Genomic DNA, 13,352 nt, shown 5'->3' with positions numbered 1-13,352 from the left:
GGATTAAAATATAAAATGAAAAAAGTTTTATTTTTATTAGTAATAAGCTTTTTTTTGGGTTTTTTGAACGCTTCTAGCCTGTATGGAAAACTTATTAATAAAGAAACGATCAGCGTTGGCACAGAAGGCATTTACCCCCCTTTCACTTACCATAATAAAGAGGGCAAGCTCACCGGCTATGATGTGGAAGTGGCTAGGGAGTTGGCTAAAGAGCTTGGCGTGAAGATCAAATTCCACGAAACTTCATGGGATATTATGCTGACAGGCTTGAAATCAGGGCGTTTTGATATGGTCGCTAATCAGGTGAGTTTGACGACTAAAAAACGCCAAGCGACTTTTGACAAAAGCTTGCCTTATAGCTATTCAGGAACGATCATGCTGGTCAGGAAAGATGAAAACCGCATTAAAGGCATTGAAGATATTAAGGGCTTAAAGGCGGCTAACACCTTAAGCTCCACTTATGGGGAGATCGCTTTTAAATACGACGCTCAAATCGTTTCGGTGGATTCTATGGCGCAAGCTTTGTTGTTAGTGGCGCAAAAACGAGCCGATTTGACCTTAAATAGTTCTTTAGCGATCTTAAACTACCTAAACACCCATAAAAACAGCCCCTTTAAAATCGCATGGGAGTCCAAAGAAAAGGATGGGGGTGCTTCCTTTGTTATTAACAAGCACCAAGAAAAAGCTTTAGAGCTTATCAACCAGGCGATGCAAAGATTGATCAATAAAGGGGTTTTAAAACGCTTAGGCGAACAATTTTTTGGAAAAGATGTCAGCCAGCCCTAATCTGTCTTTGTTTTTTGAATCTTTAGATTTAAGCAAGGAGCGTTTGGAATTACTATTAGAGGCTTTCTACCCCATGCTAAAAGCCGCTTTTTGCATTTCTTTGCCTTTAGCGGTTATCTCTTTTATTTTGGGCTTATTCATTGCGGTTATGGTGGCCCTCATTAAAATCGCGCCCCCTAAACATTTCATTCATAAGGCTTTATTAGCGGGCGTGAATTTCTATGTCTCGCTCATTAGAGGCACGCCTTTATTGGTCCAAATCGTGGTCGTGTTTTATGGCTTGCCCGCCCTTGGGGTTTATATGGATCCAATCCCAGCAGGCATTATTGCGTTTTCTTTTAATGTGGGGGCATACGCTTCAGAAACTTTGAGGGCGAGCTTTCTTTCTGTCCCTAAAGATCAATGGGATTCAAGCTTGAGTTTGGGCTTGAACTACTTGCAAACCTTTTGGCATGTCATCTTTTTTCAAGCACTCAAAGTCGCCACGCCAAGCCTAAGTAACACTTTCATCAGCCTTTTTAAAGAAACTTCTTTAGCTTCTGTGGTCACTATCGCAGAGGTTTTTAGGATCGCGCAGCAAAAAGCGAACGCCAGCTATGATTTTTTGCCTATTTATTTGGAAGCCGCTTTGATTTACTGGCTTTTTTGCTTGATTTTAGAAGTGATCCAAAAGCGCGTGGAAAAAATCTTAAATTAAAGTTAGCTCATTCTAATATTTGATTATAATGCAGCCTAAATAATACAAGATAAGGAGATTCTCATGAGTATGTTTTTGGATAAGAGCATTAAAGAAGTGGTAGATGAATTGAATGGGCGTTATTTTTTGCCTGACATTCAGCGTGAATACGTGTGGCTCAAAAAAGCCGATGAAAAAAAGATAGAGCAACTTTTTGATTCCATTCTTAGGGGCTATCCTATCGGCTCTTTTTTATTTTGGAAATTACAAAGAAAAGATATAGCAACGAGTAACGAACAAGATAATAATAAACTCAATTTCCAACTTTATCAATTCATTGAAAACTACGATGCGCGAAAGCCCCACAATGAAAAAATCCGTATTGAAGAAATCAAGTGCGATGATTTGTCTATTGTCTTAGATGGCCAACAGCGTTTAACCTCGCTTTATATCGGGCTTAAAGGCAACGCTTAAGAAAAAGAACGCTAAAATCAACAACCCTAACGCTTATGAAGAGAAGCGTTTGTATTTGAACTTGAAACACCAGCCAAACATGGACAATCCAGAAGACAATTACGAGTTTGAATTTCATGCTCAAAAGCCTGAGAATGATAAAAAACATTTCTGGTTTAAGGTGGGGGATATTTTAGGGTTGAAAAATGTTTGGAATTATGCGAACGAACATGGTTTAAAAGGTAATGAATTGGAATTACTAGAAACACTAAACAAAGCTTTTCACGACAAACAACTCATTTCATTTTTTGAAGAAACAGAAAAAAATCTTAATAAAGTTTTAAATATCTTTATCCGTGTCAATAGTGGCGGGGTTAAGTTAAGCTATTCTGATTTATTGATGTCTATTTTGAGCTTTTCAAGCGATATTAGAGAAAAAATGAATGAGCTAGTGGACGCTTTAAAAGACAGAGGCTTTCCAAACATGAAGCAAGACCAGGTGCTAAAAACCTGTTTGCTTCTCATTGGCAAAGACACTACTTTTGAATTAAAAAATTTTAATAAAAAAAATATCAAAGAGATTGAAGACAATTGGGAAAAAATTACAGAGAGCATTTATAATGCTGCAAAACTATTAGAAACTTTTGGTTATGCCGACTATCTAGGTTCAGCTTATATTTTATCCAGTTTAGCTTATTTTTATTTTTTAAATCCAAAAATGAATGAGAACGATAAAGAACAAGCCCTAAAATTTGTCCGTAACGCTCAAATCACGAGTTATTTCACTCCTTCAACGGATACAAAATTAAACAACATAGCCCATAGCATGAAGGATGTGAAAACCTTTGAATCATTCAACCACAATTTAGCCAAACACCAAACATGGCCTTTAAAAATCACTAACGATGCTATAGAAGAAATGATGTGTTTTAGTAGCCATGCTTTAGTCTTTCCTATCTTGCAAATCTTATACCCAAACTTGAACTATAAGACCACCATTTTTCATATAGACCATATTTATCCAAAGTCCAAGTTTAATGAGAAAAATAAAAAATTAAATCAAGATTTCTATGGGTGGAGGGATTATTTATTTAATCTCCAGCTTTTAGAAGGCCAAGAAAACAGCGCTAAAAAGGATAAAGACCCTGAGGTGTGGCTCAAAGAAGAATATAAAGATGAGCGAGCCATAGAAGAGTATAAAAAAAGAAATTATATTGACCCTAATTTAAAATTAGAATGGGAAAATATCAAGGAATTTCGTGAAAAAAGAGAAGAAGCTATCATTGAAAGATTAAAAGAAGCGTTATTACCCAAGTCTTAATAGGAGTATTTTTTTGGCTGATAGAATCGGGTAAAGCGTTTTGACAAAATGGGTAAACAAAATTTAAACTTGTTTAAGTGGTGTTTAATGATAAAAAAGATAGAATAACCCACTTTTTGAACGCTAATCAAATTTCATTTAATGTTTGTTATCTAAAAAATGCCGTTAAGGTGTGGGGTAGCTATATAACATTAATTCTATCAATCTTAGTTTCAAAATGACAAGTTTAAAACAGGGCGATAGCCTTAGTGAAAGGATAATTGAAAGGGTAATTAATGAAATATTTAGGCAAAAAAGAGGTGAAAATCTTAGGATTGTCTTCGCTTGGTGGGACTTTAGAATTTTACGATTTTATTATCTTTGTATTTTTTACAAGTATCATTGCCAAACACTTTTTCCCAAACACGCTTAGCCCCATTTGGTCTGAAATCAACACTTATGGTATCTTTGCTGCAGGTTATCTGGCACGCCCGCTTGGTGGCATAGTGATGGCCCACTTTGGGGATAGATTTGGCCGTAAAAACATGTTCATGCTCTCTATTTTATTAATGGTGATCCCAACCTTTGCACTAGCTTTGATGCCAACTTTTAATCATTTGGTGGGTTTTGGCGTGGATAGCATGGGGCTTACCCCTAAAAACGCTCATTATCTTGGTTACATAGCTCCTGTTTTTTTGGTGCTTGTTAGGATTTGTCAAGGCGTCGCTGTGGGTGGCGAATTGCCTGGCGCTTGGGTTTTTGTCCATGAACATGCCCCGCAAGGACAAAAAAACACTTATATCGGTTTTTTAACCGCTTCCGTAGTTTCTGGGATTTTGCTTGGGAGTTTGGTTTATATGGGGATTTACATGGTTTTTGACAAGCCTGTTGTTGAAGCTTGGGCTTGGAGGGTTGCTTTTGGGCTTGGAGGGATTTTTGGTATCATTTCTGTGTATTTGAGGCGCTTTTTAGAAGAAACTCCTGTTTTTCAGCAAATGAAGCAGGACAATGCCTTAGTCAAATTCCCGCTTAAAGAGGTGTTTAAAAATTCTCTCTTTGGTATATCAATCTCCATGCTTATCACTTGGGTTTTAACCGCTTGTATTTTGATTTTTATCCTTTTTGTTCCCAATTTTACTCTTACGCATCCCAATTTTCATTTCACTCCGTTTGAAAAAACCTATTTTCAAATTTTAGGACTTGTTGGTATTGTAAGTTCTATTATTTTAACCGGGTTTTTGGCTGATAAAATCAAACCGCACAAAGTTTGTATGGCTTTTAGTGTGGCCTTTGGGTTTTTTGGCTTTTTATTCTTTAAGGAATTTTATTCTAACGCACCAAGTTTAATCAATACCATAGTTTTATACTTTTTAGCCTGCTTTTGCGCGGGCATTATGAATTTTTGTCCCATTTTCATGAGCGATGTGTTTAGCGCTAAAATCCGTTTTAGCGGGATTTCCTTTGCTTATAACATAGCCTATGCTATAACCGCTGGCTTTACCCCTCAACTTTCAAGCTGGTTGAATGCAAAAGCCATAGCAGCGCCTGAAAGCTTGCAAAGTTATGGTCTAAGCTTTTATATTTTTGTGGTTGCTTTAATCGCTTTTATCGTATCGCTTTTAATGGCACCAATTTACAACAAATCTAACCCCCAACACGAAGTGTCGCCCACGGCATGAAAGAAGCGCAAACCTTTGAGTGATTCAATCAAAACTTAGCCGATAGCGTTGGTGGGTTTTGGTGATGATAAAATTTTTTCGTTTTGGATCTCATTTTGTTGTAAAACTCTTAAGGGGGTGGGGGAATATTATATTCCCCTCTGCAATCTCATTAAAATCCCCTAACCCCTATTTTTATTGGAGTAAGTGGTGATGAAATCCACCAACAATTCCACCCCACCGCCATAGCTCAATTGCTGGACTTTCTCACTGCTCGCTTTAGCGTAGTTGTATTTGATGATGCCATAATAAGCTAACCCTATGAAATCATTAAAGTAATTTTGATAGCCTATCTTAGCATTAACCCCTAAAATAGGGCTTCTAAAACTCTGCGAAGCGCTTGAAACAAATTTTTAAAAACAAGCGTTTGTTTTAGGGACTATTTAGCATTAATTAGGCTGTGTTGATAAAAGTTTGATGGTTAAAAGGCGTGTTTCAAATGGATGCGCCAATCAAGACAGGATCTTTTCCATAAAAAGAGTAGGGAAAATCAAAGTCTCTTCGCCCAACTCCACCACGCAATCCTCTTCTTTGATACGCACAAAACCCAGCTTTTGATAGAGGTTGCATGCCTTGATTTGACTCTTGCTCACATGCAAAGAGATTTTAGTATAGCCTTTAATAAAAGCGTATCGCTCCACGCTCTCATAGAGTTTTTGACCCAACCCTTGGGATTGATAAGCGGTATTTATGTGGAATTTACACAGCTCTGCTTCTGTTTCATTGATACGATTAAGCCCGCAAATCCCAATGAGCTTGTTACCCTCTCTCATTCCAAAAAATTCCCCGCCATGCTCGCGCAATTTTTGAACGAACCCGCTAATGCTAGGCAAAAGATCCAAGCGTTGGATAAACCCTAAAGGGTTGTCAGCGATGCGCTCAGCGTAAAATTCTTCTAATTCAGTGGGGTATTTGGGCGAAAAAACTTTGATGGTCATGATTAACTTTTTAAAACCCTTTTTGATTATCCCACAAGCGGATATGAAGCCTATCGCTCAGCCTGAAACCATGCTTTATGGCTAGGGGGGCTAGGGTTTTTAGATTTTTGTCTAGCTCGTTGTTATTTGTGCCTAAGGGCATTAAAAAGATTTCATTATTTTTTAAGGAGAGTTGTTTCAAAAGGTTTTGAATTTCTGCGATAGATTGAATAGCGTTTTTGCTCTCTAAAACAAATTTAAAATGCGCGCTTTTAGCGTTATTTAAGATATTTTGTAAGGCTTTGAGGTTGATCCGCTTGCTTTCTTCCTCCAAAGAAAAAGAGAGTTTGACGCTTAGGGTGAAATGCAATTCTTTTAAAATAGGGCTAAATTCAAAAAAAATAGAACCATTACTCTCTACACATAAAGGGATTTTTTGGCGATAAAAATGTTCTAAAACGCTCAATAAAATAGGGTTATTAAAATACAAACTTGGCTCCCCGCCTGTGAGAATGAAATCAAAATGTTTATAACTAGGGGCTAAATTAACTAATCGTTCAATCAAGGGCTTAGGCTCATTGTAATAATCCCAAGATGTTTGGAATTTAGGATGCACCGCATACAAACTATCGCAACCTGTTAGGATTTCATCATTGAATGGGGTTTTACAATTAAAGCCTTTGCATGAAAGGTTACACCCCCCTAAGCGCAAAAAAAGACTGGGCTTGCCTATGTTTTTTCCTTCACCTTGTAAGGAAAAAAAGCTCTCAACGACCGGGAGTTTCATTTTTAAGGGATCTGGTGTAAGGGCTTAGCGTGAAAAAAGCATTGTTTTTCATCGCTGATGATTTTATGGAAAAAATCCTTATCATGCCACAAACTTTGAATGCCTTGCGAGAAAGAGACGCAATGATCATGCACTAAAGATTTAAAATGAGGGTTTTCTAAATCTTTTAAAAAGCTTTCAGCGTAGCCGTTTTTAGTCTCATGCACGCGCACGCTAGAGATTTTTAACTCCCCTTCATTATTAGAAAAAACGCTTTTTTGTAAAATCCTTGAAAGGTAGTATAAAAACATAAGAGCGTAACTCTCCGCGCTCAAATTAAACGAGCATTTCACGTAACGCACGCAATGATTTTCTATAAAACGCTGGAACTCAACGCTTTCTTTATCCCAAAAATGATGGGCATGGTCAAACGACTCAATGAAAACTTGCATTTCTTGTTGCATCAGTCCAAAATCTAACGCCATGTTCGCGTTATCCAAGCGGTTGGTTTCAATAAAGACTTCCACTTCATAATTATGCCCATGGATATTTTGAGCGCATTTTAAAGAAGAGCAATTGCGCACCACATGGCTAGCGCAAAATTTATACAATCGCCTGATAACCATTGCTCATTGCCTATAACATGGCTGATAAAGGGGCAGTCTTAAATTGTAGTAGTAGCGTTCAGGGCGGTTAAAATCAATGCGTTTGATCGTGCTTTTAATCAAATCCCTATAAAGCATCTGATAGCCGCAAGTCCTTCCGCTCACGCTCCCATCTACATATAAAACCCGTTTTTGCAGCACCACATCATACCAATCCAAAATAAAATGCGAATTAGCGCTCATTAAAATTTGCTCGCTAAAGCCATTGATAGCGTAATAATCCGTAGGGGTTTGGGAGCAATAAAACTGTCCCCCAAGAAAATAACAAGGCTTATTGACTTGATCGATCAGTTGGTAATTGTATTGATAAAACGGCACGGCCGAGATATTGCGGACAATGCGCGCATAGATCACGTTTTTGGCTTTATCTAGCGGGAATTCCGCTTGCGTGAAGACATTGTAAAAGCCTAATTTTTGCAATTCATAAACAATCACATTGATATAATAAGAAGTCATCGCATCGCTTCTGTCATAAGCCACCACGATAGTGGAATTATAGTTGAACAAATAATCCCCTGTAACTTCTGAATAATACCCCATGTGCAAGCGGTGCTGGCATGCGCTAAAGAAAAAAAACACCCCAACAATTAGCCCTAAAAAAGCCAAGCGGTGCTTTTTAATCACTTTAACATTCCCTCATGCCAAGATTCCAAGCTTTTTAAATCATCATAACTGGTTAAGTCTAAATTTAAAGGCGTGATAGAGGCATGGTTTGAAGCGATAGCGTCAAAATCAGAGAGCCTGTCTTCATTTTCGCGCTTTTGCCATTCTAAAGGGTGCAACCCTAACCAAAAATAGCTTTCATTTTTGGGGTCTGTGCGTTTATGCACTTCTTTTTTATACAGCCTATAGCCCTTAGGGGTGATGCGTTCGCCCTGATATTCTTGTAAGGAGCAATTAGGGACATTCACATTTAGGAGTTTGCGCCCTTTTAAAGGGTAGCCTTTGGTGAAAACGCTTTGGACTAAATCCTGGATGATCTTTTGAGCTAGATCAAAACTGAAAGGGGTGTTTTTGTTGGAAAGGATTTGAGAAATCGCAATGGAAGGCACGCCCTGAATCGTGCCTTCAATCGCTCCGGCCACCGTTCCCGAATAAATCGTGTCTTCGCCCATGTTAGATCCAAGATTGATCCCTGAAATCACCAAATCAAAACAAACATGTTTAAAAAGCTCATTGATCGCCAAATACACGCAATCGCTTGGCGTGCCATCATCAATCCTGTAATGCCTGCCTTCTTTGCCTTTAATTTTCTCCGCTCTTAAAGGCGCGGTGATCGTGATGCATTGCGAACATGCGCTTTTTTCATGCTTGGGGGCGACCACATAGATTTCTGCCATTTCTTCTAAAGCTTGTTCTAAAGCTTTAATGCCTTTTGCATGGTAGCCATCATCGTTGGTGAGTAAAATTTTTTTCATGTCTTGCCTTTAAATAGAGTGTTCAATAATGCGTTTAAATTTTCTTGCAATAAAGGATAAGCGGGTTTTAGTAGATTTAAATCGTTTAAAACTTCTGTTTTTAAAGTTTGAGCGTAATCATTCGCCTTCTCTAGCCCCAATAAATTCACAAAGCTGTTTTTAGCGCTGTCTAAATGAGTGGTTTTACCGCTTTCTTCTTCATCTTGTGTAACATCTATAATATCATCTAACACTTGAAAACAAAGACCCGTTTTTAACCCAAAAGCCTGAAGCCATTTAAAAAGCTCTTCATCTTTAATACCGCTTGCAACAAGCCCCATCATCAAACTCGCACTAATCAATTTAGCGGTTTTATGCTCGTGTAAGAAAGTGAGTTGCTCTAAATTTAAGGGCGTGTTTTCAAAATAGCAATCCAAAGCCTGCCCTAAGATCATGCCTTTAATCCCCCCATTAGCGCTTAAGATTTTGACTAATTCCACAATGATATGGCTTTCTAGTAAAGCGTTTGAAAGCAATTCAAAAGAATAAGTGTTGAGCGCATCGCCGATTAAAACGGCTGTGGTTTCATCGTATTTAGCGTGTAAAGTGGGGTGGTTTCTCCTTAAAGTGGCATTATCCATGCATGGTAAATCGTCATGGATGAGCGAATAAGTGTGCAAGCATTCAATGCTTAAAGCGATTTTAAAATATTCTGTTTGCTGGTTAGAATAATCTTTTTGACCCACTAACGCACAAAGCACGGCTAAAAAAAGCTTAGGGCGGAATCTTTTACCTCCATTAAGCACCATTTCAAAAAAGACTTTTTCCAAATAAGGGTGGAAGCTTTCAAGGTGTAAATGATGGTTTTTTAAAAAGCTTTCAAAACGCTCGCACTCATTATAATAAAAGGATAAATTAGGGTTACTCATGCATAGAATTATAACCTAAGATTTTAAGAGTTGCATAAATTCAGCTCTGGTTTTAGGGTCTTTTTTGAAGAGGCCTCTTAACACGCTTGTTTTAATGATCGCATTTTGTTTTTGCACCCCTTGCATGCTCATGCACAAATGTTTGGCTTCACAAACCACGATCACGCCCCTTGGCTCTATGATTTCATCAAAAGTTTCTGCAATTTGAGTGGTCAGCCTTTCTTGGATTTGTAGGCGTTTGCTATAAATTTCAATGAGTTTAGCGATCGCGCTAATGCCTACAATCTTTTCCTTAGGGATGTATCCCACGCTAATATTCCCAAAAAAAGGGAGCAAATGGTGCTCGCAAGTGGAGTAAAATTCAATGTTTTGAGCCACTATCATTTCATCGCAAACGCCTTGAAAATACGCGCTTTTTAAAGCCACTCTAGGGTCTTCTTTATAGCCTTTATACAAGAATTTCCATAATTCTTGAACCCTTTTAGGCGTCTCTTTCAAACCTTCTCGATTCTTGTCTTCGCCGATGTTTTCAAAAAATTGGTTGAAAAAATTTTCCATTTAAATCACACGCTTTCTTAAGGATTGGATACGATTTTTAACGCTAGGGTGGGTGCTAAACATTTCAGCGTTAAAAAGATAAGCCGCCGATCGGGTGCTATTTTTATCTATTTCTTTATAATCGTTGTTCGCATAGTCGTTGGAAATTTTTTGTAAGGCTCTAATCATGGGCTTATTGTCATGCATTAAAAACGCCGCCCCGCTATCGGCCATGTATTCTCGTGTGCGGCTCAAATACATTTGCAAAATAAGCGTTAAAAAAGGTAAAACGATCTGTAAGAGTAATAAAATCATTCGGGCTAAATTCGCCCCACTATTCTTGCGATTCCCCATGAAAAAATACACGCTAAAATTAGCCACTAACAGCATGATATTGCTTAAAATCCCCACGCACATGGTTAAGCGAATGTCGTTGTGCCTGATATGGCTGAGCTCATGAGCGATCACGGCTTTCAATTCATCTTTATCCAACCTCTCTATTAAAGCACTTGTAAGAGCGATAAGAGAATTGGATTCATTCCATCCGCTCGCAAAAGCGTTCATGTAAGGGGCGTTAATGATATAAAGTTTAGGCTCAAAATGAAGCTTAGCCTCTTCTAAAAGCTCTAACAAAAGGCGATGGATTTGATTTTCTTTAGAGCTTAAAACCTTGCTTGAATCAATAAGCTTGTATTCATCACCGCTTAACATGATAGAGCTAAAATTTTGGATACAAATAACAATAACGACAAAAGCCGCTAAAAACATGATAATGGTGATCGTAGGAAAAATTTGAAAAGTGATGAGTTTAAAAAGGGCTATGCCTAAATCATTAGCGTTGATTCTAATAGCATCCACCAACAACCCGATAAAAGCAAAAATCGCGCAGTAAGTGGCTAAAACCGCGTTCGTTTTGAGCCTGTTTTGCGCGATAATCTTTTCAAAATTCGTCATTATTTTCTCCTTTCTCATGCTTGATTTCTTTGAGCAACGCGCTCGCATAACTCCCTTTAGGCAAGTAAAATCCCAATTCAAATTGCGCTTTTTCTTTCATGTATTGAGAAGTTACATTTTCTGCAAACACCCAAAAAAACCGCCTGGATCCTAGCGTTTTAGCATGGCTATTTAAAAGGTTATGCTGGAATTCTTTTTCAATTTCAAAACTCAAATTTTTTGCATAAAGAGCTTTTTTGCCGTCTAGTAACCCTGTAGGCACAGCTTCTTTTTTCAAAAACCTTTCGCTTTCTTTTTCTAATTCTAAAGCATCAAAAAACTTCCCATAAGGGTAATGGCGCATCACATCGCCTTCTAGGATTTTAAAGGGGTGATTTTGGTTTTTAAGGGCTTTTAGGGTGTTTGAATGGACGCTTAAATTTTTTTGTTTAAAAAATTCTAAATTTTCTTTTAAGCTAAAAGTGCTAATGATTTTACTGATTTCTAGTCGTTTGCTTAAAAGCGAGTTAAACAAATAACTTTGATAGCTTGAAATTAAAAAAGCGTTTAATTTTTGATGGGCGAATTTCGTTTTATTTTGCAAGATTTTTAACCCTTCTTTATGGTTGTCATTGAACTTCCCGAAGCGTTGCGAACCAAAATAATTAGGCATGCCAAACTGCGCGATTTGTTCTAAAACCTGCTTTGTTTTTTGAGCGTTTAGGGGGGTCATTTTTTTAAAACGCATAAAAAAGCGATTCCCCTTTAAATGCCCTAATTTGATTTTATTGTGATGGTAATTCAAAGACAGGATTTTAAGGTTTCTTTCTTGCAAATTATGCGTATTTTTTTCTAATAAAGGGGCGTATTTTTTAGGGAGTGAGATGAATTGAGTCGTCAGTGCATTTTTATCTTTCAAGCCCGCATAACCCAATTCAGCGATTTTTACCCCTAAAATTTGAGAAAAAATGTGAAGCATTTCCAAAGTGCTTAAACCGCTTTTCCTCACTTGAATAACGGCATGTTCGCCTGTGTTGCTAAATTCATACAAAGGCACTTCATGCACGCAAAAATCCCTAGCGCTAGAATTGAAATGAAAATCAATGCTCGCATGGTTATAAGCATGCAATAGGGGCATAAAGTTTAAATTCATGCTTTGATCCTTGAATTAAACGCCCTTGAGAGCGAAACGGAGTCAATGTTTTCAAAATTCACTCCAGTAGGCACGCCTTGAGCGATTTTAGTGAAAGTGAGATGGAATCGTTGTAATTTATCTTCAATATAAAGCATTAAAGAATCATTAGCTAAAGTGGGAGGGAAAGCAAAAATGATTTCTTTAATGTTTTCTTCAATCAGGCGTTTTTCTAGGGCGTTAAAATCCACTTCTTCTATAGAATTTAACACATAATAGCGCCCTAAAAAGTCCTTTAAATCTTCTAAAATAAACACATCTCTTGGGTGTAAAACCATGCAAAGCTGAGAATTTTGTCGGCTCTCATCAGAGCAAATCTCACAAACCTCACTCTCACTGAGCGCGTTACAAGATGTGCATGTTTTAAGGTTTTCTAGGGCGTTCTCTAAAGCGTGCGTGATTTTGAGCGCCAGATAAGGGTTTTCCAAACCCAAATGATACGCCATTTTAAAGGCGGACTTTTTACCCACATTGGGGATCTTTTCTAAACAATCCACTAAATTTAAAAAGTGATTCAAGCTGTTTTTATAAGTATTCATTTTGTTAGTATATCAAACTTAACTTGACTTGAAAGCCACTAAAAGGGCTTTTATTGTTTTTTAAAAGAGGGTTTAATGATGAAAGGTGCTAATAAAGCGTTTAAATAAAAACGCTATAATGCGTTATCTCAAATTAAAGGAATAACATGCCGTTTATCAATATCAAACTTGTGCCAGAAAATGGAGGGCCAACAAATGAGCAAAAACAGCAATTGATTGAAGGGGTTTCAGATTTGATGGTTAAGGTGTTAAACAAAAATAAGGCTTCTATTGTGGTTATTATAGATGAGGTCGATTCTAATAATTATGGTCTTGGGGGCGAGAGTGTCCATCATTTGAGACAAAAAAACTGAATCTAGTTTTTAAAATTCAAAGATTGCGATACACTTAAAGCATGTAAGGGGTGCTTATTTCTACCCCCCCTAAAAACTATAAACATAACTCACGTTGAACACCACAAGGCGTTTGAAAAAGAGGGAAGTGTTTAGCCCTTTGCCATGCGTTTCATAAAAGGAATTGACCGCTAAAGGGATCTTTAAGCCCA

16 protein-coding genes and 1 pseudogene are annotated in these 13,352 nt (G+C 37.6%); 5 read left to right on the top strand and 12 right to left on the bottom strand.

Annotated elements, in window-relative coordinates; translation table 11 throughout:
• Positions 1-15: 15 nt before the first annotated feature.
• The 4 genes and pseudogenes from IC572_RS06315 to IC572_RS06300 all read left to right on the top strand — a co-directional run bounded on the left by IC572_RS06315 (position 16) and on the right by IC572_RS06300 (position 4,894).
• Positions 16-786 (top strand): amino acid ABC transporter substrate-binding protein, encoded by a 771-nt coding sequence (locus tag IC572_RS06315; RefSeq protein ID WP_187855455.1) that lies wholly within the window; start codon positions 16-18, stop codon positions 784-786.
• Entirely contained in the window at positions 770-1,483 is a 714-nt protein-coding gene (locus IC572_RS06310; protein WP_187855505.1) for an amino acid ABC transporter permease, read from the top strand. The genes IC572_RS06315 and IC572_RS06310 overlap by 17 nt, the downstream gene beginning before the upstream one ends.
• A gap of 63 nt (positions 1,484-1,546) precedes the next feature.
• Positions 1,547-3,236 (top strand): annotated as a pseudogene (locus IC572_RS06305) (DUF262 domain-containing protein).
• A gap of 275 nt (positions 3,237-3,511) precedes the next feature.
• A complete protein-coding gene (locus tag IC572_RS06300) occupies positions 3,512-4,894 on the top strand; it encodes an MFS transporter (protein ID WP_187855453.1) in 1,383 nt (460 codons plus the stop codon).
• 161 nt (positions 4,895-5,055) lie between these two features.
• On the opposite strand, the gene IC572_RS07810 is transcribed toward IC572_RS06300, so the two are convergent.
• The 11 genes from IC572_RS07810 to recR all read right to left on the bottom strand — a co-directional run bounded on the left by IC572_RS07810 (position 5,056) and on the right by recR (position 12,808).
• Complete coding sequence (locus IC572_RS07810) at positions 5,056-5,172, bottom strand: hypothetical protein (protein ID WP_232781546.1); 117 nt, start codon at positions 5,170-5,172, stop codon at positions 5,056-5,058.
• A gap of 213 nt (positions 5,173-5,385) precedes the next feature.
• A complete protein-coding gene (locus IC572_RS06290) occupies positions 5,386-5,871 on the bottom strand; it encodes a GNAT family N-acetyltransferase (protein ID WP_187855451.1) in 486 nt (161 codons plus the stop codon).
• Between the two features lie 10 nt (positions 5,872-5,881).
• Entirely contained in the window at positions 5,882-6,637 is a 756-nt protein-coding gene (locus IC572_RS06285; protein WP_187855449.1) for a 7-carboxy-7-deazaguanine synthase QueE, read from the bottom strand.
• 2 nt (positions 6,638-6,639) lie between these two features.
• Entirely contained in the window at positions 6,640-7,242 is a 603-nt protein-coding gene (locus IC572_RS06280) for a 6-pyruvoyl trahydropterin synthase family protein (protein ID WP_187855447.1), read from the bottom strand.
• 3 nt (positions 7,243-7,245) lie between these two features.
• Positions 7,246-7,905, bottom strand: coding sequence for a hypothetical protein (locus IC572_RS06275; protein ID WP_001956841.1), 660 nt, complete (start codon positions 7,903-7,905; stop codon positions 7,246-7,248).
• On the bottom strand, positions 7,902-8,699 hold the full coding sequence (gene surE, locus IC572_RS06270; protein WP_187855445.1) for a 5'/3'-nucleotidase SurE: 798 nt from the start codon (positions 8,697-8,699) through the stop codon (positions 7,902-7,904). The genes IC572_RS06275 and surE overlap by 4 nt, the downstream gene beginning before the upstream one ends.
• A complete protein-coding gene (locus IC572_RS06265; RefSeq protein WP_187855443.1) occupies positions 8,696-9,607 on the bottom strand; it encodes a polyprenyl synthetase family protein in 912 nt (303 codons plus the stop codon). Before IC572_RS06265 ends, surE begins: the two co-directional genes overlap by 4 nt.
• Before the next feature lie 15 nt (positions 9,608-9,622).
• The gene (gene folE / locus IC572_RS06260) at positions 9,623-10,165 is read right to left on the bottom strand and encodes a GTP cyclohydrolase I FolE (protein ID WP_000426968.1); all 543 of its coding nucleotides are present in this window, start codon (positions 10,163-10,165) and stop codon (positions 9,623-9,625) included.
• Entirely contained in the window at positions 10,166-11,098 is a 933-nt protein-coding gene (gene htpX, locus IC572_RS06255) for a zinc metalloprotease HtpX (RefSeq protein WP_232263352.1), read from the bottom strand. It abuts the gene before it with no gap.
• The gene (gene truD, locus IC572_RS06250) at positions 11,085-12,230 is read right to left on the bottom strand and encodes a tRNA pseudouridine(13) synthase TruD (protein ID WP_187855439.1); all 1,146 of its coding nucleotides are present in this window, start codon (positions 12,228-12,230) and stop codon (positions 11,085-11,087) included. Before truD ends, htpX begins: the two co-directional genes overlap by 14 nt.
• Positions 12,227-12,808 (bottom strand): recombination mediator RecR, encoded by a 582-nt coding sequence (gene recR, locus IC572_RS06245; RefSeq protein ID WP_001099626.1) that lies wholly within the window; start codon positions 12,806-12,808, stop codon positions 12,227-12,229. Before recR ends, truD begins: the two co-directional genes overlap by 4 nt.
• A gap of 146 nt (positions 12,809-12,954) precedes the next feature.
• On the opposite strand from recR, the gene IC572_RS06240 reads away from it, so the two are divergent.
• Positions 12,955-13,161 carry a 2-hydroxymuconate tautomerase family protein gene (locus IC572_RS06240; RefSeq protein WP_001115881.1) on the top strand — a complete coding sequence of 69 codons (207 nt, stop codon included), beginning with the start codon at positions 12,955-12,957 and terminating at the stop codon, positions 13,159-13,161.
• A 69-nt stretch (positions 13,162-13,230) separates the two neighbouring features.
• On the opposite strand, the gene IC572_RS06235 is transcribed toward IC572_RS06240, so the two are convergent.
• Positions 13,231-13,352: outer membrane beta-barrel protein (locus IC572_RS06235; RefSeq protein WP_073423031.1), on the bottom strand; the 122-nt coding region annotated here is incomplete at its 5' end.

It is taken from the genome of Helicobacter pylori, assembly GCF_014496485.1.
Classification (GTDB): domain Bacteria; phylum Campylobacterota; class Campylobacteria; order Campylobacterales; family Helicobacteraceae; genus Helicobacter; species Helicobacter pylori_DD.
The sequence above is the reverse complement of the archived record's forward strand: the minus strand, read 5'-3'. Positions and strand labels throughout refer to the sequence as shown.

Excerpts from the sequence above, each read along its gene's own strand:
- surE (WP_187855445.1), bottom strand. The coding sequence starts at position 8,699 with ATGAAAAAAATTTTACTCACCAACGATGATGGCTACCATGCAAAAGGC.
- IC572_RS06315 (WP_187855455.1), top strand. The coding sequence starts at position 16 with ATGAAAAAAGTTTTATTTTTATTAGTAATAAGCTTTTTTTTGGGTTTT.
- IC572_RS06300 (WP_187855453.1), top strand. The coding sequence starts at position 3,512 with ATGAAATATTTAGGCAAAAAAGAGGTGAAAATCTTAGGATTGTCTTCG.
- htpX (WP_232263352.1), bottom strand. The coding sequence starts at position 11,098 with ATGACGAATTTTGAAAAGATTATCGCGCAAAACAGGCTCAAAACGAAC.
- IC572_RS06285 (WP_187855449.1), bottom strand. The coding sequence starts at position 6,637 with ATGAAACTCCCGGTCGTTGAGAGCTTTTTTTCCTTACAAGGTGAAGGA.
- IC572_RS06310 (WP_187855505.1), top strand. The coding sequence starts at position 770 with ATGTCAGCCAGCCCTAATCTGTCTTTGTTTTTTGAATCTTTAGATTTA.
- IC572_RS06265 (WP_187855443.1), bottom strand. The coding sequence starts at position 9,607 with ATGAGTAACCCTAATTTATCCTTTTATTATAATGAGTGCGAGCGTTTT.
- truD (WP_187855439.1), bottom strand. The coding sequence starts at position 12,230 with ATGAATTTAAACTTTATGCCCCTATTGCATGCTTATAACCATGCGAGC.
- folE (WP_000426968.1), bottom strand. The coding sequence starts at position 10,165 with ATGGAAAATTTTTTCAACCAATTTTTTGAAAACATCGGCGAAGACAAG.
- IC572_RS06240 (WP_001115881.1), top strand. The coding sequence starts at position 12,955 with ATGCCGTTTATCAATATCAAACTTGTGCCAGAAAATGGAGGGCCAACA.
- recR (WP_001099626.1), bottom strand. The coding sequence starts at position 12,808 with ATGAATACTTATAAAAACAGCTTGAATCACTTTTTAAATTTAGTGGAT.
- IC572_RS06280 (WP_187855447.1), bottom strand. The coding sequence starts at position 7,242 with ATGGTTATCAGGCGATTGTATAAATTTTGCGCTAGCCATGTGGTGCGC.
- IC572_RS06290 (WP_187855451.1), bottom strand. The coding sequence starts at position 5,871 with ATGACCATCAAAGTTTTTTCGCCCAAATACCCCACTGAATTAGAAGAA.